We start from the raw sequence: 25597 nt of genomic DNA on the forward strand, positions 1-25597 counted from the left end.
GGGTAATGGAACGGCCCGGTCGTCCGTTCCAGTGGGGTCCGGGTCAGTCTTCGCTGATCGTCACGCCTTTCCAGAAGGCGATGCGGCCAGTGATCTGCCGGGCGGCGTCCTTGGGTGTGGGGTAGTACCACGCGGCGTCGCGGTTGTCCTGCCCACCGACCCGCAGGGTGTGGTAGCTGGCCTCGCCCTTCCAGGGGCAGGTGCTGTGGGTGTCGCTGGGAATCAGGTAGGCGGGGTTGACGCTGTCGGCCGGGAAGTAATGGTTGCCTTCCACGACCACGGTATCTGCGGACTGCGCGATGACCTCTCCGTTCCAGGTGGCTTTCATGCCGCTCAGGGTAGGGGGCCGGGGGCGGGTGGACTGTCAGCGGGGCTGCGCAGTGCCGGCCGCGTGAGGATTCGGTGAAGGTTGACTTTCGGAAGCGCTTCCCTTTGAAATGAAGGTACACATGAAACGCTTCCATACGCTCGGGCGCGCTGGCGCCCTGACGGCCCTCACGCTGTCCCTGTCGGCCTGCAGTCTGTTCAAATCCCCGGTCGAAACCGCCCGCGTCTGGCAGGACGAGGTCATCTACTTCGCCATGACTGACCGTTTCGCAAACGGAAACACCGCCAACGACAACGGCCCCAACCGGGACGCCGGGGACCGCGCCGACCGTACCAATCCCCTGGCGTGGCAGGGCGGTGACTTCGCCGGCCTGAAAGCGAAGATCGACGACGGGTACTTTAAGCGCATGGGGTTCACGGCGCTGTGGATCACGCCCGTCGTGTTGCAGGTGCCGGCCATTCCCGTCGGGGACGGCCCCAACCAGGGCAAGACGTTCGCCGGGTACCACGGATACTGGGCCGAGGATTTCAGGAAGATCGACCCGCACTTCGGGACCCTGGACGAGTACCGCGCGCTGATCGACGCGGCGCACCGCAACGGCCTGAAAGTCATTCAGGACATCGTCGTGAACCACGCCGGGTACGGGGCGACCCTCACGAAAACGAACCCTGAGTGGTTCAACACGCCAGAGGACTGCAAGGCGTCGGGCAACAAGACCACGGACTGCGACCTGGCGGGCCTGCCGGACTTCAAGCAGGACCTCCCGGCCGTCACGGCGTACCTGAACGACTTCGTGAAGTACTGGCGCACCGAGACCGGCATCGACGGCCTGCGGATCGATACCATGAAGCACGTCCCGGACGCGTACTGGAAGCAGTTCTTCGCGGCGGGCGGGGCGGGCGACCCGGCGAAGATCTGGTCGGTCGGCGAGGTGTTCGACGGCAACCCCGCGTACCTGGCGCGGTTCATGGACGAACTGGGATCGCCCAGCGTGTTCGATTTCGCCCTGCACTTCGCGTTCAAGGACCAGATGAGCAGCGCCGGCGGCAACCTCGACCGCGTAGCGGACGTGTTCGCGCAGGACGGCGCGTACCGCGACCCGACGCGCCTGACGACCTTCGTGGACAACCACGACGTGCGCCGCTTCGTCAGTGAGGTCACGGAGCGGGGCGGCACCGCCGCGCAGGCCGCCGAGCGGCTGGACATGGCGCTGTCCACCATGTACTTCTCGCGCGGGACGCCCAGCGTGTGGCAGGGCACCGAGATCGCGCAGGCCGGGCTGGGCGACCCGTACGGCAACACCCTGGGGCAGGGCAACCGCGAACCCATGGACTTTGCGCGGCTGGCAGGCAGCGCCCTGGACGAGCGTCTGGGCGCGCTGGCACAGGCCCGCACCCGCTACCGCGCCCTGACACGCGGCGCGCAGCAGGAACTCTGGCGGCCGAACGGCGGCGCGCCCATCCTGGCGTACCGGCGCGTGGTGAGTGGCGTGACGGGCGCGGCCGGGCAACCGGTGGTATTCGTGGTGAACGGCGGGGATGCGCCCGTGGACCTGAGCACCCTGGGAAGCGGCGGCATTCCGCTGCTGGGCACCTTCGCGGGCGGCGCCCTGACCGAGGTGACCGGGAAGGCCAGCACCCTAAGCGTCAGCGGGGGACGGCTGACCGGCACGGTCCCGGCGCGCAGCGTGCTGGCCGTGACCGCCCAGGCTGGTGCGGGCAGCAGCGGCACCGTGAACCCGGCCCTGCCGGAACTGAGCGGCCTGAAGGTCACGGCGGGCGACGGGGCCGCCGAGCTGAGCTGGACGCCCGCCACGAACCCGGCCGTCAGCGGGTACCGCGTGTACGTGAAAGCGGCGGGCGGCAGCGAACGCCTGCTGAACTTCGCGCCCATTCCGGCCGCGCAGGCGTCGCTGCTGGCGCGCGGCCTGACGAACGAGGCCGCCACGACCTTCCGGGTGGTCACGGTAGACAGCGCCGGCACCGAGAGCCGGGGCGTGAGCGTGACCGGCACGCCCAGCGAGAAGAACACCGTGCCCGTCACGTTCAGCGTGGACGCCCGCAGCCAGGGCAACGGCCCCATTGAGCTGCGCCGCTTCGATACCGGCAGCCAGATCGAGTACCCCATGACGCAGGACACGCGCGGGCAGTGGAAGACCACGCTGAACCTCCCGCTGTTCCGCGAGGTGAAGTTCAAGTACGGAAACGATGCACCCGGCGCGAAGAACAGCGGCTACGAGGGCCCCGGCCAGGGCGACCGCAGCCTGCTGGTGCGCGGCGGCGCGGCGTCCAGCGGCACGTACGACTTCACCGAGAAGCCCGCCCCGACCACCTTCATCGAGGGCACCGTCAATGGGGGGGCCGGGCCACTGGGCGGCGCGCTGGTCGAGGCCAGCAGTCAGCCCGCCGGGGGGCAGACCGGCGCTGACCCATCCCTGAACTACGCCCTGACCTTCCCGGACGGCCGGTACGTCCTGCCCGCCCCGGCCGGAACGCACACGCTGCGGGCCAGCGCGGACGGCTTCGAGGCGGCCACGCAGGACGCGGCGGCCCCGCAGACCGGCGTGAACTTCACGCTGAGTGCCCTGAGCGGCACGGTCGTCGGGAAGTACCGCATCGACGGCAAACTGAATGACTGGACCGCCCCGAAAGCGGACGTGCAGAGCCCCGCCGCCGGGACCTTCGGCGCGGACAACAACTTCCAGAACCTGCGGATCGACAGTGACGCACAGTACCTGTACCTGGGCTATCGCTACCGCGTGGCGGGCAACTCGGCCGTCGTGTACCTGGATACCGCCCCCGGCGGCGCCGCGCAGGCTGACAGCTTCGACGCCTGGAAACGCGCCGCGACCTTCAGCGGAGCCATGGGCGGCGTGGACGCCTTCATTGCCCGCTACGAGAATCAGGCCCCGGAACTGCGGCTGGTGGGCAGCGCGGCGGCCACCAGCGTGGTGGGCAGCGGCGCGTACACCGCCGTGAGCACCGGCACCCTGCCCGAACAGACGGTCGAGATGGCCATCCCCTGGGCGGCGCTGGGCCTCAGCGGCGCGCCGGCCGCCGGCGTGAACGTGGTGGGCGGTATTTTTGGCGGGGACGGGTATGGGGCCGGGGACATCATCCCGGATACGGGCAGCACCCCGGCCGGCGCGAACAGCACCAACTGCGCGGACTCGTGCAGAGCGACCTTTACTGCTCCCGTCCGGGTGCCGTAAGGAAGCCAGGGCCGGCGCGGCCCGTACACTGAAGGAACCTGCGGGAGGTGCGGTCAACGGCCTCCCGCCTTACTTGCTCCGCCCGGGCTGACATTCCCATGACATTCCGGCGGACAATCAGGAGGATTGTCATGGTTCTATCTAAATTCATGCCCAGCAACCCCAAATTCAGCCAGAAGTTCGCTGAAGCCGCCCGCAACGCCCACGCCACCGCCACGGCGCTCGTGGACCTGCTGGAGAACTACACCGACGTGGACGCCAAGGTGCAGAAGGTCCGCGACCTGGAACACGAGGGCGACCGCCTGACCGGCGAGATCACCAACCTGCTGGCCGAATCGTTCATCGTGCCGTTCGACCGGGAAGACATCATCAGCCTGAACAACGAACTCGACGACCTCGTGGACGACATGGAAGACGCCGCGCGCAAACTCAGCCTGTACGGCATCGAGAAACCCCTGCCGCAGATGGCGCAACTGGCCCGCGTGGTCGAGCAGCAGTGCGCGCTGCTGGCCCAGGGCATGCCGCTGATCGAGAACAAGGGACAGCTGGGCGAACTGGCCCGCATCGCCCGCGAGATCCGCGCGCTCGAAGACCAGGGCGACACCATCAGCGACGAGGTCCAGCGTCACCTGTACGACGGCGTGAACGACGTGCCGGGCATGATCCGCGCCATGCGCGGCGGCGAGATCGTGGCCCTGATCGAGGACGCCAGCGATCAGGCGCAGCGGGTCGCCAAGACCGTCGAAAGCATCCTGCTGAAGAACGCCTGAGCGCTGGGACCGGACTGTTATGGATCCCCTGCTGATCGGCTTTCTTCTGATTATTTTCCTGGCGCTGGCCTTTGATTTCATCAACGGCTTTCACGACACCGCCAACGCCATCGCCACATCGGTCGCCACGAAAGTCCTGACGCCCGCGCAGGCCATCACCATGGCCGCCGTCCTGAACGTGGTGGGCGCGCTGGCCGGCACAGCCGTCGCCAAGACCATCGCCACGTCCATCGTGCCGCAGGAGTACGCGACCCTGCAACTGACCGGCGCGGCCCTGCTGAGCGCCATCGCCTGGAACCTGTTCACCTGGTGGAAGGGCCTGCCCAGCAGCAGCAGCCACGCGCTGATCTTCTCGCTGGTCGGGGCCGGGGTCGCTGCCGGCGGGTGGGGCATCATCATTCCCAAGGGCGTGCAGAAAACCGTGACCGGACTGTTCACCAGCCCGCTCCTGGGCTTCATCGTGCCGATCCTGCTGATGACGCTGCTGTCCTGGCTGGTGCTGCGGCACATGCGGCCCCGCACGGTGACTGGCACGTTCCGCTGGTTGCAGATCGGCTCGGCGGCCTTCATGGCCTTCAGTCACGGCGGGAACGACGCGCAGAAGGCCATGGGCATCATGACCTTCGCCCTGAGCGCCTACCTGGGCACGCAGGTCGAGCAGGTGCCGCTGTGGATCATCCTGTCGGCCGCCACCGCCATGGGCCTGGGCACCAGCATCGGCGGCTGGCGGATCATCAAGACCATGGGCTTCAAGGTCGTGGACCTCAAACCCGTGGACGGCTTCGTGGCCGAGGCCAGCGCCGCCGCCATCATCTCCGGCGCGACCGCGCTGGGCATCCCGGTCAGCACCACGCACACCATCAGCACCAGCATCATGGGCGTGGGCACCACCAAAGGCTTCCGGAAGGTCAAGTGGCAGGTCGCCGGGCGCATCATGCAGGCGTGGGTGTTCACGATTCCCGTGTGCATCGCGCTGGGCTGGCTGTTCCACAAGGCGCTGCTGCTGCTGGGCTAAGTGCCGCCTACCAGAAGCTGAAGTTGGGGGAGGACGAGCGCCGTGCGTGCGCCGTTCTCCCCCACTTCCTTGTAGCACCCTTCGGAGCTCAGCGTGGGATGCGTTCGCTCTGGCCGGGGGTGGCCTCGCCACGTAGCAGGGCCGCCAGGACCTCGGCGCCGCGCACCACGCCCAGCGCGGGGCGGCTGAACAGGGCGTTCGCGTCCACGGCCCACACCTGCCCCAGCGGCTGCTGCGGGTCCAGGGCCCGGGCGAACGCGACGTTGTCGCCCAGGCCGTACCCGCAGCACATGACGACCGTCACGTCGGGCCGCAGAGTCTCGATCTGCCCCCAGCTGGCGCGGCCCGAGTCGGTGCCAGCCGCGCCCAGCACGTTCACGCCGCCGGCCCGCTCGACCTGCCCGGGCACCCAGTGACCGCCGTAGAAGGGCGGGTCCGTCCATTCCAGCGTCAGGACGCGCGGCGCGTGCGTGGCGGGCGGCACGGCGTCCCAGCGGGTCTGGGCCTGCGCGGCCAGCGCCCCGGCGCGTTCCGGCACGCCAGCCGCCATCCCGAGCGCCCGCAGGTCGTCCAGAATGCCGCTCAGGTCGCGGCCCTCCAGGCTCAGGACGTTCGCGGCGGGCAGGCAGCCCGGCAGGTACCGCACGGCCGCCTCGATGGTGCCGGGCGTGACGGCGCAGACCTCGCACACGCCCTGAGTGACCACCAGATCCGGGTTCAGAGCGTCCAGCAGCGGTCCGTCCACCTGATACAGCGCGCGGCCCTCGCGCACGGCGTCACTGACGGCCCGGTCGATCTCTGCCTGCGGGGCGGCGCTGTCCACGATGGACCGCGTGAGGACCGGCAGTCCCCGCGCCTGCGGGTGGTCGCAGGAGTGACTGACGCCCACCACCCGCCCGCCCAGACCCAGGTCGAACAGCAGGTCGGTGGCGCTGGGCAGCAGGCTCACGATCCGGGCGGGACCGGACGGCAGGCCGGGCGCTGTGGCGGGCTCGGAACGGGTCATGTGCGTAGCGTAGAGCATCCGCTACGGGCGCAGGGCAGCAGGTGACGACCCTCCTCCGGACAGCGGGCAGGGCCCCCGCGCTGCCGTCCGGGGGCCCTGCTGTCTCGCTGTCTCTCTGTCACTCACGTCTGCCTGCACGCTCTGGCCTTCCCTGCCTCCCGGAGGCTACCTGTCCGGTTCCCGCTCAGGGAAGGGGGCTCAGGGGCGGGTGGTGGTGCTGCTGCCGCTGGCGTCCACGTCGAGGTTCAGGGCGCCCGACAGGCCGCCGATCAGGCTGGCGCTGCCCGTGCCGTCGCTCCCGGTGTTGCTGCCGCTGGCGCTGCCGCCCAGCAGGCCGCTCAGGGCGCCGGACAGGCCCACGTTCAGGCTACCCTCGCTGCTGGTGCTGCCGCCGTCCCGGTCGGTCGTGGTGGTGCTGCCACTGGCGTTCACGCCCACGTTCAGGGCGCTGTCGACCGCGCCGAGCAGGCTGGCGCTGCCCGCGCCGTCACTGCCCTGGGTCTGGCCCGCGAGGACCGTGCCCAGTCCGGCGCCGAGGTTCACGCCGACGCTGCCGGTGCTGCTGCTGGTCTGAGCCGAGGCAGCACCGGCGATCAGGGCGAGGGCGGTCAGGGCGGTCATCATCTTGGTCTTGATCATGGTGGTTCCTCCTGAGACAGATGATGCGCGGGCCGTGTGGCACGACCTTGAGAGGATCGCGGTGGCCCTTGTGGCTTGCGCCGCCCGCTCTCATGACGGCCGGGGCAGGCCGGGCGCCGGAAAGAACGTGTGGCACGCTCACTCCCGCTGACCCCGTACCGCGCACCCGTCTGAGAGAACCGTTTATTTCCGCGCTGCGCGGTGTTTTCAGTGATCCGATCCGGCTCGGACCGCATACGCACCCGCAGAGGAAGAAGGTGCGGGGCCAGTCAGCGGCTGGCCCAGAGTTCCACGAGGCCGCGCAGGGTCAGGGTCTCGTCGTAATGGTCGATCTCGCGGCAGATGCCCTCGATGGTGCGGGCGAAGCCGCCGGTGGCGATGGCAACCGCCGGGCCCGGCAGTTCCGCGCGGATGCGGCGCAGCAGGCCGTCCACCATCTCGGCGTACCCGAAGACCAGCCCCGATTGCAGGGCGTGCGTGGTGTTGCGCCCGATGGCGGTCTGCGGGGCCTGCAACGTGATGCGCGGCAGTTTCGCGGCGCGGCTGAACAGCGCGTCGGCGCTGACCTGCGCGCCCGTGGCGAGCACGCCGCCCAGGAAGCGGCGGCCCCGGCCGATCACGTCGAAGTTGGTGCTGGTCCCGAAATCTACGACCACGGCGTACTCGTGGGTGCTCATGTAGCGTTCCGCGCCGAACAGGTTGCACAGGCGGTCCGCGCCGACCGCGTCGGGCTGGTCGAGTTCCACGTTCACGTCCGGCAGGTTGGTGGCGCTGACACTGAACGCCTCGACCATGAAGTGCCGGCGCAGCGCCAGCCCGTAGTTCTCACCGACGGGCGGCGCGACGCTGCTCAGCACGGCCGAGCGGGGTGCACTGGCCCCGGCCAGCGTGAACAGCCCGTGCAGTTGCAGCGCGAGGTCGTCGGGCAGCACGTCGCGGTTGGTGCGTACGCGCCACGTGTGCGTGAGGTTCAGGCTCTCGTCCGCGAGGCCGATGACGGTGCTGGTGTTGCCGATATCCACGGCCAGAAGGGGAAAGGCGGGCACGCCCCGCAGTGTAGAGCAGCCCGGCGCCGCCCGGCACGCACTGCGCGGAGGTTCGCGCATGAGGGACGGCGGGCGGGGCTGCGTTCACGCCGCTCATGCGGGAGCGGTAGCCTGGGCTTCCACACAACCCGATCACACACCCCGACATCCCCCTCTTCTTTCCCCCACCGGAGGTTGTTTCATGGACGCTGCCCTGCTGTCTGCCCCGCTCGTGCCGCCCACCGCCGCCCTGAGTGCCCGCCCGCCCGTCCCGCCCGCCGAGGCGCAGCGCCTGCGCGACCTGGACCCGCAGGCGTACTGGCTGCACGTGGCGCAGGAACTCACCTGGGACACGCCGCCCACCACGGCGCTGGACGGCACGCTGGGCGATTTCCGGTACTTTCCCGGCGCGACCGGGAACGTCAGCGTGAACTGCCTGGACCGTCACCCGCCAGAGCGCGTGGCCCTGCGCTACGAGCGGGAGGACGGCCTGCGGGAAACCTGGACGTACGGCCAACTGACGGACGGGGCGGCCCGCTTTGCCGCCGCCCTTGAGGACCTGGGCGTGGAGCGCGGGGACCGCGTGGCCATCTACCTGGGGAACGTGCCTGAGGCGTTCATCGCCATTCACGCCTGCTACCGCATCGGGGCGATCTACTCGGTGATCTTCGCGGGCTTCAGTGCCGCCGCCGTGCGCGACCGCCTGGAGGACGCCCGCCCGAAGGTGGTGGTCTGCACGGACGCCACGCTGCGGCGCGGGAAGGTCGTGCCGCTGAAGGCCACGCTGGACGAGGCCCTGACCGGCCTGCCGCCCGCACAGGTGATCGTGGCCCGCCGCGTGAATGCCGATCACCCCCTGCGCGCCGGTGAACTGGACTTTCACGCGCTGCTGGACGCCACCACGCGCCGCGCCGACCCGGTCATGCTGGAGGCGAACGAGCCGGGGTTCATCATCTACACCAGTGGCACGACCAGCAAACCCAAGGGCCTGGTGCACGCCGGGCTGGGCTTCCTGACCGGCGCGTACGCGAACGTGAAGTGGGCCCTGAACCTGCATGGGCAGGACACGTACTGGTGCACCGCCGACGTGGGCTGGCTGACCTTCCCGATCTTCGCGCTGGTGGGAGGGCTGGCGCACGGGGCGACGCACGTGATCTACGAGGGCAGCATCGACACGCCCACACCGGCCCGGCCGTACGAACTGATCGCCGCTTACGGCGTCACGAAGGTCTTCACGGCCCCCACCGCACTGCGAATGCTGCGCCGCGCCGGGGACGACGCCCTGCGCGGCCACGACCTGAGCCGCCTGCAGCTGATCGGGCTGGTCGGGGAACCCCTGGACCCGGAAACGTGGCACTGGGCGCACGACACGCTGGGAGCCGGGAACGTGTTCATCAACAACACGTACGGGCAGACCGAGACCGGCACCGCCTGGGCCGCCAGCATGGTCGGCCTGACCCCCACCCGGCCCGGCGCGTGCGGGCACCCGCTGCCCGGCTACCGCGCCCGGATCGTGCGGGACGACGGCCATGAGGCCGCGCCGGGCGAACTGGGCGCCCTGACCCTGACCGAGCCGTTCCCGTGCCTCGCGCGGACCGTGTGGGGCGACCACGACCGCTACCGCGCCACGTACCTGAGCGACCACCCGGGCGCGTACGCCGCCAGCGACGCCGCCCTGATCGACCACGACGGGCAACTGTGGGTGACGGGCCGCCTGGATGACGTGATGAACGTCGCCGGGCACCGCATCGGCACCATGGAGATGGAAGCGGCGCTGATCACGCACCCGGCCGTGTCCGAGGCGGCCGTGGTCGCCATGCCCGACGACGTGAAAGGCTCGGTGCCCGTCGCGTTCGTCGTGCCGCGCGGCGACGCGCAGGGCAGCCCTGAACTGCAACGCGAACTGGCCGAGGCGGTCGTGAGGGGCGTGGGAGCCATCGCGCGGCCCACCCGCGTGATCGTCACGCCCACCGTGCCCCGCACCCGCAGCGGCAAGATCATGCGCCGCGTCCTGCGCGACCTGCTGATCACCGGTCAGGCGGGCGGCGACCTGAGCAGCCTGGAAAATCCCGACGCCATCGACACCGTGCGGGCGCTGCTGGAGGGGGCTGTGGGGCCTAGGCCGTAGGAACAGCCGCAGAGGCAGTGGGAAGTGAAACGGGCGACCGCCTCACTTCACCACTGCCTGCAACCTACACCTCGCTCAGCTGAAATCCCCGAGTTTCACGGGGATGGAGTACGCGCAGCTGGTGTCGGCCTCGGTGCGCAGCAGGAGATTCACGGTGTCGCTGGCACCCAGCCCGGCCTTCAGGGGTTCGAAGTAGTACACCAGGGTGCCGCTCCAGGTGCCGCCCTCCTGCTTGAAGTCGTTCACGTAGGTGCTTTTCACGGGGGCGACGAGTTTGCCGTCCGCACCTTTTAGGCGCACGAGATACGCGGCGCGGGCTTTCTCGCTGGGGAGGCCCTGCACGGCGACGTCGATGCGCAGCTGACCGTCCGGGAGGCGTTTGCTGGTGAATTCCTCGCTCAGGGCGTCTTTCACGCTGAGGTTCCTGAAGTTGTCGCGGGCGTCCTGCGCGGCGAAGAACAGCTGGTCGGCCTGTCCGCTGGCGGTCAGGGTGACGGGGCGGCTGCCCTTCGCGTAGTCCTGCGGGGCGGCCAGCCAGTCGGTCACGCAGGCGGCGCCGCCGTCGAAGGCGGTCACGGCGTCAGGGCCGGCCTCGAACTGGCCGTCTTTGACCTTCAGGCTGGTGATCAGGTACGTGGGGACCGGGTCGCGGCGGCCGTACGCGCCGTCAATGACGTTCCTGACGGTGGTGTCTTCCAGTTTCGGAACCCAGGCGTGGGCGGGCGCGGCCAGTAGCGCGGCGAGGGTCAGGGACAGGGTCAGGCGAGCGGGTGTGCGGATGCTCATGGGGACCTCCGGGAGAACGTGGGACACAGTGGGGCTGCGTACCGGGCATGAGGGCAGGTGAACGTGACGCGCACCTGACCGGGTTCAGGTTTTGAGGTACACGACGCGGCAGGCCTGCCCGGCCGACCGGAACTGCGCGGCGGCCTCGGCCGGAAGGGTCACGTCCGTGTACACCTTCGAGGTGGGCGCGAAGCGGTTGGGTTGAATGCGGGCGGCCTTCACGCGGGTGATGTTCTTGAAGGCGGACAGTTCCGCCTCGCTGGTCACGTAGGTGTGCAGGTTGCCTTCCTGCACGAGGCTGCTGCTGACACCCTTGATCAGCGCGGCGTCCGGCCAGACCTGCGCGCCGCCCTCGGCGTACACGATGCTGGTCATGTCCCGCTGGAACGCCCCGAGGCCGCGCACGTCGATCACGACCGTGCAGGTCAGGGGCCGCGTTTCGCTGGCCGCGCCGCCCCCGCCACGCGCGACCGTTCCGGCCGCAGCGGCAGGCGCCTCGGACGCGCCGGTCCCGCCGGGGCCGCTGCGGGAAGCTGCGGCGGGGGCCGGGCCGTCCGCGCCGGGCGTGCTGTCGCTGCCCGTGCCGGACGCCCCCCGGCTGCCCTGCGCCGGGGCGGGGGCCGATCCGCCACCTGCCGGTCCGTCACCTGCTGCGCCGCCCGGCGTACGCGGAGCCGCGCTGGCTGCCGGAGTGCTGTCCCCGGCCGCCGGGGACGGAGTTCGCGCCGCCGCGCCGCCAGCGGGCTGGGTGGCCCCCGCCGGATCTGGAGCGGGAGTGGGTCGGGCAGCCTGGGCCGGTGCAGCGGCCGCCGGGCTGGCTGCCGGAGCCGTGGGGGTCGCCGCGACGGGAGCCGCCGGGGCCGCCGCCTGCGTGGGAGCCGGGGTGGTCGTGGGCCGCGCGGACGCCTGCGGGGCACTGCCGGTCGCGTTGCCGCTGTCGGCAGGCCCACTGGCCTGCGCGCGGCTGGGCGCGGCTGGGGCGGGCGCAGTGACGGGCGACGCGTCCGGCAGCGTGGCCCGGGCGGCACTCTCGGCCGGCGTGCCAGTAGGGGCCGGGCGGGACTGCGGGCGGGCCGGGATGGCCGTCGCGGTCGCCGGGTCCGGCGCAGCGGTGGGCCGGCCGGCCGCAGCGCGCGGCGCGGCGTCGGCGCTGCTGGCAGAGGCACTACTGGCGGACGCGGCGTCCTCCCGGCGTGGCAGGGCCGCCACCGATTCGGCCGCCACCGATTCAGCCGGGGCCGCACGAGCAGGCGTGCGGGCCTGCACGGCCGCCTCCGGCGTCTGCGGGTCCGGCGTCGTCACGGCCGGGGTGCGGGCAGGGGCCGCCGGGGCCGGGGCCTCCGGAATGGTCGCCTGGGCACCCGTGGCCGCAGCAGGAACCGGGTCGGATGGCGTGTCCGCCTGCGCTGATGTCTGGGCAGCCACCGGGGCAACCGGTTCGACCGGAGCCGGGGTGATCGGCTCGGGCGCGGCCTGCGCCGGGGTTCCCTGTACTGGGGTTCCCTGTGCCGGGCTGGCCGCCGGGGTCGGCGTGAGGTCGGGCGTGGGGGCCGGGTCTGCCGGGCCGGGTTGGGCGGGTTGCGGGGTGGCCGGGGCCGGACTGGCCGCGCGGGGCGCCTCAGCAGGCGGCGCGGACTCGGGTGGGGCCGGGTCGGGTGTGGCGGCCGGGGTGGGCGCTGGCGTCGGCTGCGGAGTGGGTTCCGCTTTCGCTTCTGGTTTCGTTTCCGGCTGGGACGGCGTCTGCCGGGGGTTCGTGGTTGCTCTGGGCGTGGGTGCTGGCGCGGGGGCCTGCGGAATGGCGGGCGTACTGAGGGGCGTGCTGGCAACTGGTGCGGCCAGCGTCACGACTTCCATGGGGGCGGTCGTCAGGTCTGGCGGCGCGGCGGGCGGCAGGGGCTGGGGGCGCAGCAGCAGCAGGCCGGTCAGCAGGGCCACGTGGACGGCGGCGGCCACCACGCCCGCCCGGACCTGCTCGCGCCGTTCGGGTGAGGACCGGCCGGGGTGCGGGGCGGTGGTCACGGCGCGCCCTCCCCCGCCGCGCCGCCGGGCTGGGTGCCGAGCGCCAGGCGGGAGCCTCCGGCCTGCTTGATCTCGTCCATGACCCGCACGACCGTGCCGTAATTGCCGCGTTCGTCGGCGCGCAGGCCCACCACTCCGCCCGAGGCTTTCGCCAGGGGCTCCAGCGCGCCGCGCAGGCGGGTCAGGGTGGTTTCCTGGCCGTTCAGGAACACCTGCCCGGTGCGGCTGACGCTCACGATGGGCAGGTCCGGGGTTTCCTGCACGGTGCTGCTGGCGCGCGGCAGGTCCAGCGGCAGGGCGTTGTGCCGGGCGCCCAGGTTGCTGGTCAGGAAGAAGAAGATCAGCAGCAGCAGCACGATGTCCACCATGGGCGCGAAGTCGAAGGTCACGGTGTCCGTGTCCTCCCGGAAGCGGCGGCGGGCGGCGCTCACGCGGACCCCACGGCGCCAGCCCTCACGGCGTTCCGCCGAAGCTCAGCGCGACGTCCGGCAGGGGCGCAGCCGGCACGGCCGGGCGGGCCGCCGGCACGGGGCGGGTCAGCCAGCCCGGCAGGTCCTCGCGCACCTGTTCGGCCTGCAGGGCCAGCCGGTCGGCTTTCAGACGCAGGGCGTTGCGGCACACGTACGCGATGATCGCCACGGCCAGCCCGGCCGCCGTGTTGACCAGCGCCTCGCTGATCCCAGTGCCCAGCTGCGCGGGCGTGGGGTTGGTCGTCTGACTGAACACCAGGAACGACCGCACCATGCCGATCACGGTGCCCAGCAGGCCCAGCAGCGGGCCGATCTGCGCGGCGGTGCCCAGTGCGCCCAGGCCGGCGTACAGGCGGGCGTCCTCGGTCAGCAGCGCGGACTGCATGGCGGCCTGCGCGGCCTCAGCGCCGCGGTCGGCGCGGGCCAGTCCGGCCCGCAGGACCTGCGCGGCCGGGCTGGGGTGGGCGGCGCGGTCCACCTCGGCCAGCGCGGCGGCCGGGCCGCTCTCGGCGGTGACGGCGCGGGCGCGTTCGATCAGGGTGCGGGCGTCCGCGCCCAGGCGGGAGAGTGCCTGGGCGCGGGCGGCACTCAGGTACACGACGTACACGGACAGGGCCAGCAGGACCCACAGCAGGGGTCCGGCGGCGCGGAGGAGATCAATGACGTTCATGTGCCCCACGGGTAGCACGCAGGGGCGTGGCAAGCGTGAAAGGGGCGTGCGCGGGCCTCATGAGGGGGGCAGGGCGGGTGCGCGGGGCGTTCACGGGGGTGGCGCGTGTGGTTCTCCGGCCATCACCGGTCGGGCGGGGGCTTCCCCCCGCTCCCACGCCCCAGTGTCGCCCGGCGCCGCATCCCGCCTCCCGCGCGCCGCGCCCCCGCAGAATCCGCAGTGAATCACTCGACTTTAAGGGGCGATGCGGGTAAAATAGGCCCGTAAGTAGGAATCATTCCTAACAAAACCCCCTGATTCCCCAAGGAGCCCGCATGACCCACCAGCTCGAAATCCGCAACCTGCACGCCACCGTCGGCGACACCGAAATTCTCAAGGGCATCAACCTGATCGTCCCCCGCGGCGAACTGCACGCCATCATGGGGCCGAACGGCAACGGCAAGAGCACCCTCGCCAAGGTCATCGTCGGCGACCCCGAATACACCGTCACGCAGGGCGAAGTCCTCGTGGACGGCGTGAACATCCTGGAAATGGAACCCGACGAACGCGCCCGCCTCGGCGTGTTCCTGGCCTTCCAGTACCCCGTCGAGATCCCTGGCGTCACCATCGCCAACTTCCTGCGCCTCGCCATGCAGGCCCGCAAGGAAGAAGGCGAAGAGGTCAGCTTCACCGAGTTCTACGGCAAGCTCCAGAGCGCCCTCAAGACCCTGGAATGGGACGAGAGCATCGTCGAACGCTACCTGAACGCCGGCTTCTCGGGCGGCGAGAAGAAACGCAACGAGATCCTCCAGATGCTGATGCTGGAACCCAACTACATCATCATGGACGAAACCGACAGCGGCCTCGACGTCGACGCCCTGAAGATCGTCTCCAAGGGCGTGAACTCCATGCGCGGCCCGAACCTCGGCGGCCTGATCATCACCCACTACCAGCGCCTGCTGGACTACATCGTCCCTGACAAGGTCCACATCATCCTCGACGGCAAGGTCGTGCAGACCGGCGGCCCCGAACTCGCCAAGAAGATGGACACCGAAGGCTACGACTGGGTCAAGGAACTCGCCACGGCATGAAGATGCAGAAGGCTGAAGGCAGATGGCTGAGGGCCAGAAGCGCTTCAGCAGCAGCTCAAGCCGCGCCTGCGCCATCTGCCTTCGACCATTTGCCATCTGCCCCCTGAAGGAGCACCCCCATGACCATTAATCCCGAAGTCAACGAGATCAACAAAGAGTACGAGTACGGCTGGAGCAACCCCGAACGCTACGCCGTGAAGGCCCCCAAGGGCCTGCGCCGCGACGTGGTCGAGATGATCAGCAAGGCCAAGGACGAACCCCAGTGGATGCTGGACTTCCGCCTGAAGGCGCTGGACATCTTCTACAGCAAGCCCATGCCCACCTGGGGCGCGGACCTGAGCGGCCTGAACCTCGACGAGATCTACTACTACATCAAGCCCGAGGGCGCGAACGCCCGCAGCTGGGATGACGTGCCGGACGACGTGAAGCAGACCTTCGAGCGTCTGGGCATCCCCGAAGCCGAGCGCGCCGCGCTGGCCGGTGTGGGCGCACAGTACGAGTCCGAGATGGTCTACCACAACCTGAAAGAGGAGTGGGAGAAGCTGGGCGTGGTGTTCCTGAGCATCGAGGACGGCCTGAAAGAGTACCCGGACCTGTTCCGCGAGCACTTCGCCACCATCGTGCCCCCCGAGGACAACAAGTTTGCGGCCATCAACTCCGCCGTGTGGTCGGGCGGCTCGTTCGTGTACGTGCCCAAGGGCGTCAAGGTGGACATCCCCCTCCAGACGTACTTCCGCATCAACGCCGAGAGCAGCGGCCAGTTCGAGCGCACCCTGATCATCATCGACGAGGGCGCGCAGGCCCACTACATTGAGGGCTGCACCGCCCCCGCGTACTCCAGCGACTCCTTCCACTCCGGCGTGATCGAGATCGTCGTGAAGGAAGGCGCGCGCTTCCGGTACAGCACCATCCAGAACTGGAGCCACAACGTCTACAACCTCGTGACCCAGCGCGCCGCCGTGTACGGCAACGGCGTGATGGAATGGGTGGACGGCAACCTGGGTAGCAAGGTCACCATGAAGTACCCCGCCTGCTACCTCCTCGAAGAAGGCGCGCGCGGTGAGGTGCTGAGCATCGCCATGGCCGGCCGCGGCCAGCACCAGGACGCCGGCGCGAAGATCGTGCACTTCGCCCCGAACACCAGCGGCACCATCGTGTCCAAGAGCATCAGCAAGGACAGCGGCCGCAGCTCCTACCGTGGCCTCGTCAAGATCTACGAGGGTGCCAAGGGCAGCCAGACGAACGTGGAATGCGACGCCCTGCTCCTCGACGACGAGGCTCGCACCGACACGTACCCGTACATCGAGATCGAAGAGAAAGACGCCCGCGTCGGCCACGAAGCCACGGTGTCCAAGATCAACGACGAGCAGATCCTGTACCTCCAGAGCCGCGGCCTGAGCGAAGACGAGGCGGCCGGCCTGATCGTGCGCGGCTTCATCGAACCCATCGCGAAAGAACTCCCGCTGGAGTACGCCGTGGAACTGAACCGCCTGATCGAACTGGAAATGGAAGGCAGCGTCGGTTGATCTCCCTTCGCCTGCCGGACCGGCCATGACGCGCCGGTCAGGCAGGCAGACGGATTCCATCACCGCTGCCGCAGGGCGACCCCTCCGCCCCTCCGGGGCACCTCCCCTCAAGGGGAGGCTTGGTGTGCCCTGGCTCCCCTCGAGGGGAGCTGGCCGCGCAGCGGACTGAGGGGTTCCCCCCGCTGGAGCAGTCGTGCTCCCTGGGGATGCCCATAACAACGTAATCAAGGAGGTTTCATGACGACATTCAATGATCAACTGGCGCAGGTGCAGGGGCCGGAGTGGCTGAGCGCGAAGCGCAGGGAAAGCCTGGAGCTGTTCACGACGCTGGACGTGCCGCAGGAGAGCGTGGAGGCGTGGAAGTACACGCGCGTGGACGTGGATTTCGACGCGTTGCGCCCTCACGGGAAGCGGGATGTGGTGTCGGACGTGTCGGCGTTGCCGCAGAGCGTGCAGGACCGCCTGACCGGCACGGACGTGGGTGCGTTCCTGGTGCTGGACGGGCCGGACGTGGTGTACCGTACGGAACTTCCGGCGGAACTGACGGCGAAGGGCGTGATTTTCACGGACCTGAAGTCGGCCGTGGAGCAGTACGCAGATAAAGTGCAGCAGTACCTGTACAGCGTGGTGCCGGCGGAAGTGCCGGACGATACGACGATTGCTGCGCCGGGCACGACTCCCAGCAAGAGCCCGGATCCCAGCGAAGGGAAGTTCTCGGCGCTGGCGGCGGCCCTGTGGACGAACGGTGCGTTCGTGTACGTGCCGCGCGGCGTGGAGGTCGAGTTGCCCCTGGGTTCGTTCCGCGTGATGAGTGACGCCGGGACGTACACCGCGACCCGCACGCTGGTCGTGGCCGAGGAGAACGCGCAGGTGACGTTCATCGACGAGCAGGACAGCGAGGCGCTGCCCGGCACGTACGCGATCGGCGCGGTGGAACTGGTCGTGAAGGACGCCGCGCGCGTGCGCTACGTCAGCATTCAGAACTGGGGCGAGGGCGTCACGCACATTCAGCGGCAGCGTGGGGACGTGGGCCGCGACGCGACCCTGAACTCCCTGGTCGTCACGATGGGCGGCACCCTGAGCCGCACGGAGATGCAGTCCTACCTGCGTGGGCAGGGGTCTAACAGCGAGATGCTGGCCCTGTACTTCGCGAACAAGGATCAGCACTTCGATCACTACACCCTGCAGCATCACGCCGCACCGAACGCGTACAGCGACCTGCTGTACAAGGGCGTGAACAACGATTCTTCCGTCGGCGTGTTCAGCGGCATGATCAAGGTGGACCTGGGCGCGCAGAAGACCGACGCGTACCAGAAGCACCGCACCCTGATGCTGTCCAGCGACGCGCGGAACTTCAGCGTGCCGCAGCTGGAAATCAACGCGAACGACGTGCGTTGCAGCCACGGCAGCACCACCAGCCCCGTGGATCAGGAGGCGCTGTTCTTCCTGCGTTCGCGCGGCATTGCCCGCGAGGTGGCCGAGAAGATGCTGGTCACCGCGTTCCTGGAGGACGTGCTGGGCCGCGTGCCCCTGAAAAGCGTCGTGAAGTACATCGAGGGCATCATTGCCCGGAAGGTCGGCGCGGCTTAAGCGTCCCGTTTCCGGCGGCGGTCAGTTCCTGTGGGAGCTGACCGTTTTGCCTTGCTGTGCGGATGTGCCCTGCTGCCGGGCCCGGCCGTCACCACTTGCTGCCGCCGGAGTTGTCGCGGCTGGAGCTACTGCGGCCGCTGCTCCAGCTGCTGCGTTCACTCTTGCGCAGGCTGGACGGGCCGCTGGCCTGTCTCTGGGTACCACTGCGGGCTATGACTGCCAGGGAATTGGCCTCCTGAATCTCCCGTTCCTTCTCCTCGGCGATGTAGACAGCGAAGGTTTCCTCAGTGTGCACGGCGGCGTACAGACGGTCGTAGCGGGTCTGAATCATGGCCGCAGTGGCGAGGTCGTCCAGTCCTTCCTGACGCCACTGCTTCAGTTGACTGTTCAGGTAGGTCAGGCGGGCCAGGAAGGGCTGCGCCTGAGGCCCAGTCTGCTGCCGGGCCTGCCGGAGTACCTCATCAAGCTGTGCCTGTAGCGCGCTCGTGCGTTCGGTGACTTCCGTGATGCGCCGCTCCCGCCGGACGCGTTCCGCCTGAAGGTAACGCTTGAATGCGCGGAATCCGACGGGCGCTCCCCAGGCGAGAAAGACGCCCACCGCCACCCACGCGTACCGCCACGGTGATGGGGCCAGCGCCGGCCCGTCCAGGACAGGTGGCTGGTTCTCCTGCAAGGCCCGTTCCAGTGAGGCCAGCGACTCCGGGTCCGCGAATCCCAGACTGGGTGCCAGGGCACGCGCCCGTACCAGCGCGGCGCGTGCGGCGTCCCACTCGCGGGCGAAGGCCTCGGTCATGGCCAGCAGGTAGTACGCTTTGGGGTCGTCCCCCTCGGCCAGCAGCACGTCGGCCAGCAGGCCCCGCGCGGCGGCCGGGTCGCGCAGCATGACCTGCTCTATACGGCCGGGCGACTCGAAGGGCACGCCGAGTTCCTGCTCGTCCCACTGCGGCAGGGTCTGGGCGCGGCTCAGGGTCACGCGGGCCTCCGGGAGTCTCCCCTGCCGGGCCTGAATGCGGGCCAGCAGCAGCAGGGACCGCGCGGATTCCGGGTGGGCGGCCGACGCGGCGCGGGCGGCCGTTTCCGCGTCGGTCAGGCGGCCCGCGTTCATCAGGACGATCACCTCGTCCGGCGTGAGCAACTTCGCGGCCACCTGAACGCTCCGGGCCACCTGCGCGGCCTGTGGCGGTGGCACCAGGGTCACCCCGGCGCCGGGCAGCACGAGGGCACCCGTGAACAGGAGAGTCAGGATGAGCTGGGGCAGGCGCTTCACGCTCCGTACTGTACGGCCCGCCGGGCCCGCACGCCGCCTACACTGACGGAATGCGCGCCTCTGTTCCCGGCGGACTACTTCAACCCTCGTCAGCCCGATGAGACTTTTGCCGCCCAGGCAGAAGCGTTTGCCGGGCGGGGGTGGTCGGTGTCCACCTGTGCCCTTGATGGTGACCAAGTGTTCCGGCCGGCGCTGATGCCGGGCGAGACGGTGCTGTACCGGGGTTGGATGCTGGACGGTACCGGGTACCGGGCATTTGTGGATGCCGTGGAGGGGGCGGGTGCGTGGGTGATGACCTCGCCAGAGGCGTATCTGGCGGCGCATCGCCTTCCGCGCTGGGCGCCGCTCCTGGAGGACGTGACGCCGGAAACGGTGTGTTTCACGGACCTGAGCGACCTTTCGCCCCAGTTAGAGCAGCTGGGCTGGGACGGCTTTTTTGTGAAGGACTTCGTGAAGTCACTGAAGACCGGCGCGGGCAGCGTCATCACGCGCTCTGATCAGATCGGGGAACTGCTGGAGCGCATGGCGCACTTCCGGGGGCAGATTGAGGGTGGGGTGTGCGTGCGCCGCGTGGAGGATCTGGACCCGGCGTCGGAGGCGCGGTTCTTCGTGAGGGCGGGCCGGGCGTTCAGCGCGGACGGTGCGAGGGTGCCGGAACTGGTTCGCCTTGTGGCGGGGCGCATCCCATCACCTTTCTTCTCTGTGGATATCGCCCGGCGCGCGGATGGTGTGTGGCGCGTGGTGGAGGTCGGGGACGGGCAGGTGTCTGATCTGGTGGGCTGGACGCCGGAGCAGTTCATGACCGTGTGGGAAGGCGCGTGATCCTTACAGTTCGATCTCGCCGTCTTCCTCGCCCCACCAGTTCACGCGCCGGGCTTTCACTTCGATCATGGTCAGGCCGGGCGTGTCCAGGCCTTCTTTGAACCACTGCGTGAGCTGCTCCTGCCAGTGCTCCTGCATGGCGTCGCGGTCGGTGGTCAGGGTGGCTTCGCCCTGCACAGCCACGAACAGGAATTCCTTCTCGGCGCGGAAGTTCAGTTGCACGTGCTTGTTCTTCCCGATGTCCCTGGCGGTGCGGGAGTCCGCCCAGGTGAAGAAGTAGCTGGTGCCGTTGTACTCGACCTCGCCGTTGTTGCTCATGGGTCTGGAGGCGAGGCGGCCGTAGCTGGTGACGGTGGTCATCAGGCACAGGTCCAGGCCGCGCATCTTGCGGGCCAGCTGGGTCATCTTCTGGTTGGGCATGCCTGCCACGCTACGCGGCTGGGTGTGGCGGGTGGTGGGGCGGGATTCATGGAGCGGCGAGGCGGCCTTCATGCGGCCTTGCGCGGCCGGTGCGTTTGCGGGTGTGCGTGCACTTTGTGGGGGCAGCGCGGGGTATCAAGGGCGCATGCGACTGAATCACCTGAACCTGAGCGTCACGGACGTGCCGGGCACCGTTTCACTCATGGAAACCTTTTTCGGGTTTGCGCGTACGCCGGACATGCCGGTGAACGAGCACATGGCGTTCCTGCGCGGCCCGGACGGATTCCTGCTGTCCATGTTCCGCGCGCGGGACGTGGCGTACCCGAAGTCCTTTCACGTGGGCTTCCTTCAGGACACGCCCGAGCAGGTGCTGGCGGTGCGGGAGCGGCTGCTGGCAGCCGGGTTCACGGTGCCGGAACCGCAGCGGAATCACGGCCGCCTGACGTTCTACTTCGACGCGCCGGGCGGGTTCGTGATCGAGGTGGAGTCGTTCCTGGGGGAGTGATAAGGACTCTGATCGAATGAGTTGCAACAACCGTTTGGTCGGCGTTCGGATCAGCGCAGGCGCAGGTTGGGGGGCGTCGGGTCGCCGTCCTCTCCGGTGCCTAGTTCCAGGGTCAGGTCGTCCACCGTGCCCGGCTGCCGGGTGGCCTGCACTGTCCCCAGCCCGTCCATCAGGGTGCCCAGCCGGACGAGGTGCGCCAGGGTCAGGTTCGGTGCGCCGACATTGCTGTCCCACATCCGGGCGTGCAGGTCGCCGAACATGCCGCCGTTCTCGATCAGGATGTGCGGTGATTCCAGGTAGTACGGCAGGTGGAAGCGTTCGTTCAGGCTCCTTTCCTGCTCGCGCAGCATCTTGCGAACGGCGCTGAAGGCGCGTGAGAGCAGCATGTCAGGCGGGCCGGTCAGGATGACGGCGCGGGACGAGACGTAAGCGCCGCTGCTGCGCACGATGATCTGCACGCTGCCCCCCTGTTCGGCGGGGCTCAGGTCGTCGCGCGGTCCGGCCGGGAACTGGATCTGCACGCCGTCCAGTTCGGTTTTCAGTGAGGTGACGGTCGTCCGTCTGCGTTCAGCGCGTTCGGAAACGGCGTTCAGGAGCGCGGTCACGGCGTGCAGGGGGGTGCGGGCCGGTGCCGTGCCAATGACGGTGAAGCGTGTCAGAGAGGGGGCTTTTTTGGTCCGTGCGCCCAGTCCGGCCGCCCGCAGGCGCGCCCAGTCCTGCGGGTCGAATTCCGCCTCGGTGCTCATGGTAAGGCTCTCCAGGCCGCCCGTGACGAGCAGGGCCAGGTCGGTGTTGAAACTGTTGTTCGTGTGCTGCACGTACGACGGCCAGTCGGGGTAGAGCGCCAGTCCGTACTCCTGGCCCAGTTCGCCCATGACCAGGGCGTACAGTTGCGCGGGTGTGCCGTCCGGCGCGGTCCAGCTGGCCCGCAGCAGCCGGTCCGGTGGGAACGTCTGCCAGGGTGTGGCCGCCATGAAGCGCGCCCCGGCCTGCTGGAAGGCCCGGACGGTCGCGTCGTCGGCGTCTGTCAGGAAGGCGCGTGGGGCGTAGGCGGCCTGCTGGTCCATCAGTCCGGTCGAGACCTGCGCGGTCATCTCTGCGAACATTTCGTCGATTTCCGGCATGGCCTGCTGGTTCACCTGGATGTCCAGGTCGGTCAGCATGTCCGCCAGGACCGGGGCGAGCGCCGCGTCGGGCGTGATGATCAGGCGGGGCCGGGCGGGCACGCCGGCGCTGGTGCCGTCCAGCATGGCGTCCAGCACCCCGTCCAGCACGTCTTCCGGGCTGGCGTCGGGAATGATGTCGGTGGTCAGGATCTGCCCGGTGACGGCGTTCAGGATCAGCGTGACGCTGGGCATCCCCTCCTCGGGTGGCAGCAGGCCCGGCAACTCGCGGCTGGTCACGATCCACACGAGGTTCAGGTCCAGTGGCAGTGCGCGCAGGGCGTCGAGGTCGAAGTCCCCGTCGTCAGCGTCGAAGAACGCGGCAGCGAGCGGCGAGTCGATCCGGATGATCGCGTCGCCCGTGTCCGGTTCTACGGTCACGGGGGGGCCGTCCCGGTCCGGTCGTCCCCGGGTGGGTGTCCCGGTTTCCGACGTCCGCGCCTTCTTGGGGGTGGTCTTCGGGGCGCTGGTCTTCTCGGCTAAAGCCTTCTGGGCCGGGCTCTTCTGTGCCGAGCCTTTCTGGGCTGCGGGAGTCTTCCCGGCCTGCTCGGGTGCCTCGGCGGGCGGCCAGTCGTCGTCGTTGCCGCCCTCGTAGGCGCACACGCCCATGCGGGGTGAATTCACGACCGGAAGTTGCTCGTCCCGTGTCTGTTCGCCGTGCCGGTCGCAGTACAGCGTGGGCTGGCCGGTCAGGTCGTCGTACTCCCAGCTGTGCGCCCACCGGGCCGGGGCGCCGCACTCCTGGCAACTCAGCTCGGGCGGCAGGTTGCGGGCCAGCAGGCGCACGGTGTCCCTGGCAGTGGTGGTGACGGGTTCGCGCGCCTGCACGGTCAGTTTCAGGTTCGTGCTGCTGCCGAAATCGTAGGTGTAGTCGAAACGGTCTCCGGCCCCCAGGCCCAGCGCCTCCAGGGTCGGTTGTTTGCGTTTCCGGCGCGGGCGGAATGGATCGAAGTCGTCGTGGTCCTCCTGCGGGCCGATGGAGAACTCACTGAGGTGCCCGCAGCATTCCAGCCAGATGCCGCGCAGGAATCCGTCCAGGTCGTCCAGCGTGGCGCTGGCAGGCACCTCGACGTCCAGCCAGTACCGGGAGTTGGCCGCCGTGATCCGCAGGCGGTAGCCGTCGCGCGCTTTCACGCGGTGCAGGGGCCGCTGGGGGCAGGTGTCGTGGTGCCGGGTCATGGTGGCCTTGGTGCCAGTGAAACCGCAGGCCCGGCACATCCCACGCGACTGAGGACGACGTGCTGTCATGCGACCAGTGTAGCCGCCCGACTGAACGCCGTCTGCGCCGGAGCGTCCTGCCAGCCGGGCCCCGTAGGACGCTTCACATGATCTTCGTGGGCGCGCCTGCCTCGAACGCGATAATGCTCAGGTCGGTGATCCCCAGGGCGTGGACGGCGGCAACGGCCTCACCCACGCCGGGCAGCGCGAGGTGCGTGTGCATGTCCTGCATGGAGTCCCAGTGTTCCGTGATCAGAAAATGCCCGGGTCGTTCCAGAATCTCGGAGACGACGTACAGCTGGCAACCGCGTTCCTGACGCGTGGCCTGCGCGATCTGGGTCAGCAGGACGCGGACCTGTCCGGTGTGTTCAGTGGGGGCGCTGAGGGTGCCGTGGGAGATGATCATGGGTGAAACCTCCTGAACGTCTGGGGGATGGGTTGTGGGGTGGGTGCGGGTCTCACCATACGCCCTTTCCTGGGCGTGTATTCCGGGTGTGCGCGGGCGGCGCATACTGGGCCGCATGAGGCGGGCGGCGTGAAGGGTCGGCGTGTGCGGGTGGCGGGACTGGTGCTGGGCGTGGCGGCCGCCGTGCTGGCCCTGAGCGGGTGCGCGCAGGTGCGGTACCTGACGCAGGCGGCGGGCGGGCAACTGGACCTGTTGCGGCGGGCGCGGCCGGTCGAGGCGGCCCTGGCGGACCCGGCCACGCCGCCGGAGGTGCGGCGCAAGTTGCGGCTGGCGTCGGACGTGCGGGCGTTCGCGGTGGCGCCCGAGGCGGCGGGCGGGCTGGGCCTGCCGGATCACGGGTCTTTTTTGAAGTTCGTGGATGTGGGCCGTCCGTTCGTGGTGTGGAATGTGTTCTCCGCGCCGGAGTTCAGCGTGACGCTGGACACGTCGTGTTTCCCGGTGGCAGGCTGCGTGGGGTACCGGGGCTACTTTGCCGAGGCGGGCGCGCGGGCGTACGCGCAGGAGCGGCGCGCGGCGGGCCGGGACGTGAGCGTGGGGGGCGTGAGTGCGTACTCCACGCTGGGGTACCTGAACGACCCGCTGCTGTCCACCATGCTGGCGTACCCGGACGCCACGCTGATCCGCACAGTCATTCACGAGCTGGCGCACCCGGGCCTGTACGTGGCGGGTGACACAGTGTTCAACGAGTCGTACGCCACGGCGGTCGAGGAGGAGGGCCTGCGGCGCTGGCTGGCCGCGCACGGCACGCCGGAGCTGCGCGAGCAGGACCGGGCGGCGCAGGCGCGGCAGGCGGGGTTCGAGGCGCTGCTGCTGGACGCCCGCGCGCGCCTGGAGGCGCTGTACGCGCAGCCGGAGCTGCCCGACGCTGACCGGCGCACGCGGAAGGCGGCGCTGCTGGCGGACCTGAACGCCCGCTACGCCACCCTGAAGGACTCGTGGGGCGGGTACGCGGGGTACGACGCCTACTTCGCGCGCGGCGTGAACAACGCCTCGCTGGGCGCCGTGGCGGCGTACGCGACGATGGTCCCGGACTTCCAGGCGCTGCTGGCGAGGGTAGGTGGGCACCTCCCGGCATTCACCGAGGGGGCGCGGGTGTGCGCGCAGAGGCCGCAGGCCGAACGCGCCGCGTGCCTGCGGGGTTCCTGACGCGGACTGCCGTCTGTTTCGTTAACAACCCGGGACTACACCGGGTTGCCAACTCCACGCCCGGAATCCGTTCGGCTCCCACTCGCTCTGCGGCACAGCTCTACGAGTCCGCTCGGATTGCAGGGTTTCTGCAAACCATTCAACCGGAGTCCGTCTGACGCGTTCATGAGAGGCGACGGGTCCTGGCCAGCCGTTTGCGCGTTCCCAGGCGGTTACGGGCGTGAGGGTGCGCACGCATCCGCCTGCCGGGCCGGATGTGTTAACGCGTGCGGCCTGCTGCGCCGGGTCCGTGCGTTCTGAGGGCGGGCAGGTGAGGGCACGCTGGCTGCCCGCTGAG

Annotated in this window: 22 protein-coding genes; 10 read left to right on the forward strand and 12 right to left on the reverse strand. The window is 69.6% G+C overall.

All coding sequences use genetic code 11. The annotated features are described in order from the left end of the window. Positions 1-43: 43 nt before the first annotated feature. Complete coding sequence (locus tag M8445_RS02385; RefSeq protein WP_273989385.1) at positions 44-328, reverse strand: DUF427 domain-containing protein; 285 nt, start codon at positions 326-328, stop codon at positions 44-46. A 121-nt stretch (positions 329-449) separates the two neighbouring features. Between M8445_RS02385 and M8445_RS02390 the strand changes: the two genes are divergently transcribed. The 3 genes from M8445_RS02390 (at position 450) to M8445_RS02400 (ending at position 5324) form a co-directional block, all read left to right on the forward strand. Further along, on the forward strand, positions 450-3539 hold the full coding sequence (locus M8445_RS02390) for an alpha-amylase family glycosyl hydrolase (RefSeq protein WP_273989386.1): 3090 nt from the start codon (positions 450-452) through the stop codon (positions 3537-3539). Between the two features lie 131 nt (positions 3540-3670). Then, the gene (locus M8445_RS02395) at positions 3671-4309 is read left to right on the forward strand and encodes a DUF47 domain-containing protein (RefSeq protein ID WP_273989388.1); all 639 of its coding nucleotides are present in this window, start codon (positions 3671-3673) and stop codon (positions 4307-4309) included. Between the two features lie 19 nt (positions 4310-4328). Further along, entirely contained in the window at positions 4329-5324 is a 996-nt protein-coding gene (locus M8445_RS02400; protein WP_273989389.1) for an inorganic phosphate transporter, read from the forward strand. An 88-nt stretch (positions 5325-5412) separates the two neighbouring features. Here M8445_RS02400 and M8445_RS02405 read toward each other — a convergent pair whose 3' ends face one another. From M8445_RS02405 to M8445_RS02415, 3 genes are all read right to left on the reverse strand, one after another. Then, complete coding sequence (locus M8445_RS02405) at positions 5413-6330, reverse strand: TroA family protein (RefSeq protein WP_273989390.1); 918 nt, start codon at positions 6328-6330, stop codon at positions 5413-5415. A 198-nt stretch (positions 6331-6528) separates the two neighbouring features. Then, positions 6529-6969 carry a hypothetical protein gene (locus M8445_RS02410; RefSeq protein ID WP_273989391.1) on the reverse strand — a complete coding sequence of 147 codons (441 nt, stop codon included), beginning with the start codon at positions 6967-6969 and terminating at the stop codon, positions 6529-6531. A gap of 269 nt (positions 6970-7238) precedes the next feature. Continuing rightward, the gene (locus M8445_RS02415; protein WP_273989392.1) at positions 7239-8015 is read right to left on the reverse strand and encodes a type III pantothenate kinase; all 777 of its coding nucleotides are present in this window, start codon (positions 8013-8015) and stop codon (positions 7239-7241) included. A 181-nt stretch (positions 8016-8196) separates the two neighbouring features. Between M8445_RS02415 and M8445_RS02420 the strand changes: the two genes are divergently transcribed. Continuing rightward, positions 8197-10122: an acetate--CoA ligase gene (locus M8445_RS02420; RefSeq protein ID WP_273989393.1), complete on the forward strand. Its 1926-nt coding sequence runs from the start codon at positions 8197-8199 to the stop codon at positions 10120-10122. Between the two features lie 75 nt (positions 10123-10197). Here M8445_RS02420 and M8445_RS02425 read toward each other — a convergent pair whose 3' ends face one another. The 4 genes from M8445_RS02425 to M8445_RS02440 form a co-directional block, all read right to left on the reverse strand. Continuing rightward, positions 10198-10908, reverse strand: a complete 711-nt coding sequence (locus M8445_RS02425; protein ID WP_273989394.1) for a hypothetical protein — start codon at positions 10906-10908, stop codon at positions 10198-10200. An 84-nt stretch (positions 10909-10992) separates the two neighbouring features. Next, complete coding sequence (locus M8445_RS02430; RefSeq protein WP_273989395.1) at positions 10993-12927, reverse strand: hypothetical protein; 1935 nt, start codon at positions 12925-12927, stop codon at positions 10993-10995. Then, the gene (locus M8445_RS02435) at positions 12924-13358 is read right to left on the reverse strand and encodes an ExbD/TolR family protein (protein WP_273989396.1); all 435 of its coding nucleotides are present in this window, start codon (positions 13356-13358) and stop codon (positions 12924-12926) included. Before M8445_RS02435 ends, M8445_RS02430 begins: the two co-directional genes overlap by 4 nt. A gap of 22 nt (positions 13359-13380) precedes the next feature. Next, complete coding sequence (locus tag M8445_RS02440) at positions 13381-14067, reverse strand: MotA/TolQ/ExbB proton channel family protein (protein ID WP_273989397.1); 687 nt, start codon at positions 14065-14067, stop codon at positions 13381-13383. Between the two features lie 314 nt (positions 14068-14381). Between M8445_RS02440 and sufC the strand changes: the two genes are divergently transcribed. The 3 genes from sufC to sufD all read left to right on the forward strand — a co-directional run bounded on the left by sufC (position 14382) and on the right by sufD (position 18253). Beyond that, on the forward strand, positions 14382-15137 hold the full coding sequence (sufC, locus tag M8445_RS02445; protein WP_273989398.1) for a Fe-S cluster assembly ATPase SufC: 756 nt from the start codon (positions 14382-14384) through the stop codon (positions 15135-15137). Between the two features lie 119 nt (positions 15138-15256). After that, complete coding sequence (gene sufB / locus M8445_RS02450; RefSeq protein WP_273989399.1) at positions 15257-16663, forward strand: Fe-S cluster assembly protein SufB; 1407 nt, start codon at positions 15257-15259, stop codon at positions 16661-16663. A gap of 237 nt (positions 16664-16900) precedes the next feature. Further along, positions 16901-18253, forward strand: a complete 1353-nt coding sequence (gene sufD, locus M8445_RS02455; protein WP_273989400.1) for a Fe-S cluster assembly protein SufD — start codon at positions 16901-16903, stop codon at positions 18251-18253. 88 nt (positions 18254-18341) lie between these two features. Here sufD and M8445_RS02460 read toward each other — a convergent pair whose 3' ends face one another. Continuing rightward, on the reverse strand, positions 18342-19520 hold the full coding sequence (locus M8445_RS02460; protein WP_273989401.1) for a tetratricopeptide repeat protein: 1179 nt from the start codon (positions 19518-19520) through the stop codon (positions 18342-18344). Positions 19521-19697: 177 nt separating this feature from the next. On the opposite strand from M8445_RS02460, the gene M8445_RS02465 reads away from it, so the two are divergent. Then, positions 19698-20342, forward strand: a complete 645-nt coding sequence (locus tag M8445_RS02465; RefSeq protein WP_273989402.1) for an ATP-grasp domain-containing protein — start codon at positions 19698-19700, stop codon at positions 20340-20342. A 3-nt stretch (positions 20343-20345) separates the two neighbouring features. On the opposite strand, the gene M8445_RS02470 is transcribed toward M8445_RS02465, so the two are convergent. Beyond that, entirely contained in the window at positions 20346-20762 is a 417-nt protein-coding gene (locus M8445_RS02470) for a pyridoxamine 5'-phosphate oxidase family protein (protein WP_273989404.1), read from the reverse strand. 145 nt (positions 20763-20907) lie between these two features. On the opposite strand from M8445_RS02470, the gene M8445_RS02475 reads away from it, so the two are divergent. Next, positions 20908-21267 carry a VOC family protein gene (locus tag M8445_RS02475; protein ID WP_273989405.1) on the forward strand — a complete coding sequence of 120 codons (360 nt, stop codon included), beginning with the start codon at positions 20908-20910 and terminating at the stop codon, positions 21265-21267. A 50-nt stretch (positions 21268-21317) separates the two neighbouring features. On the opposite strand, the gene M8445_RS02480 is transcribed toward M8445_RS02475, so the two are convergent. Both M8445_RS02480 and M8445_RS02485 read right to left on the reverse strand, forming a co-directional pair. After that, positions 21318-23678 (reverse strand): DUF6930 domain-containing protein, encoded by a 2361-nt coding sequence (locus M8445_RS02480; RefSeq protein ID WP_273989406.1) that lies wholly within the window; start codon positions 23676-23678, stop codon positions 21318-21320. 73 nt (positions 23679-23751) lie between these two features. Continuing rightward, complete coding sequence (locus M8445_RS02485) at positions 23752-24054, reverse strand: putative quinol monooxygenase (protein ID WP_273989409.1); 303 nt, start codon at positions 24052-24054, stop codon at positions 23752-23754. A gap of 129 nt (positions 24055-24183) precedes the next feature. Here M8445_RS02485 and M8445_RS02490 point away from each other — a divergent pair, with 129 nt between their 5' ends. Beyond that, positions 24184-25260: an aminopeptidase gene (locus M8445_RS02490; protein WP_273989410.1), complete on the forward strand. Its 1077-nt coding sequence runs from the start codon at positions 24184-24186 to the stop codon at positions 25258-25260. Positions 25261-25597: the final 337 nt, after the last annotated feature.

The sequence above is a fragment of the Deinococcus aquaticus genome (assembly GCF_028622095.1).
Lineage (GTDB): Bacteria > Deinococcota > Deinococci > Deinococcales > Deinococcaceae > Deinococcus > Deinococcus aquaticus.

Excerpts from the sequence above, each read along its gene's own strand:
- M8445_RS02385 (WP_273989385.1), bottom strand. The coding sequence starts at position 328 with ATGAAAGCCACCTGGAACGGAGAGGTCATCGCGCAGTCCGCAGATACC.
- M8445_RS02390 (WP_273989386.1), top strand. The coding sequence starts at position 450 with ATGAAACGCTTCCATACGCTCGGGCGCGCTGGCGCCCTGACGGCCCTC.
- M8445_RS02395 (WP_273989388.1), top strand. The coding sequence starts at position 3,671 with ATGGTTCTATCTAAATTCATGCCCAGCAACCCCAAATTCAGCCAGAAG.
- M8445_RS02400 (WP_273989389.1), top strand. The coding sequence starts at position 4,329 with ATGGATCCCCTGCTGATCGGCTTTCTTCTGATTATTTTCCTGGCGCTG.
- M8445_RS02405 (WP_273989390.1), bottom strand. The coding sequence starts at position 6,330 with ATGACCCGTTCCGAGCCCGCCACAGCGCCCGGCCTGCCGTCCGGTCCC.
- M8445_RS02410 (WP_273989391.1), bottom strand. The coding sequence starts at position 6,969 with ATGATCAAGACCAAGATGATGACCGCCCTGACCGCCCTCGCCCTGATC.
- M8445_RS02420 (WP_273989393.1), top strand. The coding sequence starts at position 8,197 with ATGGACGCTGCCCTGCTGTCTGCCCCGCTCGTGCCGCCCACCGCCGCC.
- M8445_RS02425 (WP_273989394.1), bottom strand. The coding sequence starts at position 10,908 with ATGAGCATCCGCACACCCGCTCGCCTGACCCTGTCCCTGACCCTCGCC.
- M8445_RS02440 (WP_273989397.1), bottom strand. The coding sequence starts at position 14,067 with ATGAACGTCATTGATCTCCTCCGCGCCGCCGGACCCCTGCTGTGGGTC.
- sufC (WP_273989398.1), top strand. The coding sequence starts at position 14,382 with ATGACCCACCAGCTCGAAATCCGCAACCTGCACGCCACCGTCGGCGAC.
- sufB (WP_273989399.1), top strand. The coding sequence starts at position 15,257 with ATGACCATTAATCCCGAAGTCAACGAGATCAACAAAGAGTACGAGTAC.
- sufD (WP_273989400.1), top strand. The coding sequence starts at position 16,901 with ATGACGACATTCAATGATCAACTGGCGCAGGTGCAGGGGCCGGAGTGG.
- M8445_RS02470 (WP_273989404.1), bottom strand. The coding sequence starts at position 20,762 with ATGCCCAACCAGAAGATGACCCAGCTGGCCCGCAAGATGCGCGGCCTG.
- M8445_RS02475 (WP_273989405.1), top strand. The coding sequence starts at position 20,908 with ATGCGACTGAATCACCTGAACCTGAGCGTCACGGACGTGCCGGGCACC.
- M8445_RS02480 (WP_273989406.1), bottom strand. The coding sequence starts at position 23,678 with ATGACAGCACGTCGTCCTCAGTCGCGTGGGATGTGCCGGGCCTGCGGT.
- M8445_RS02485 (WP_273989409.1), bottom strand. The coding sequence starts at position 24,054 with ATGATCATCTCCCACGGCACCCTCAGCGCCCCCACTGAACACACCGGA.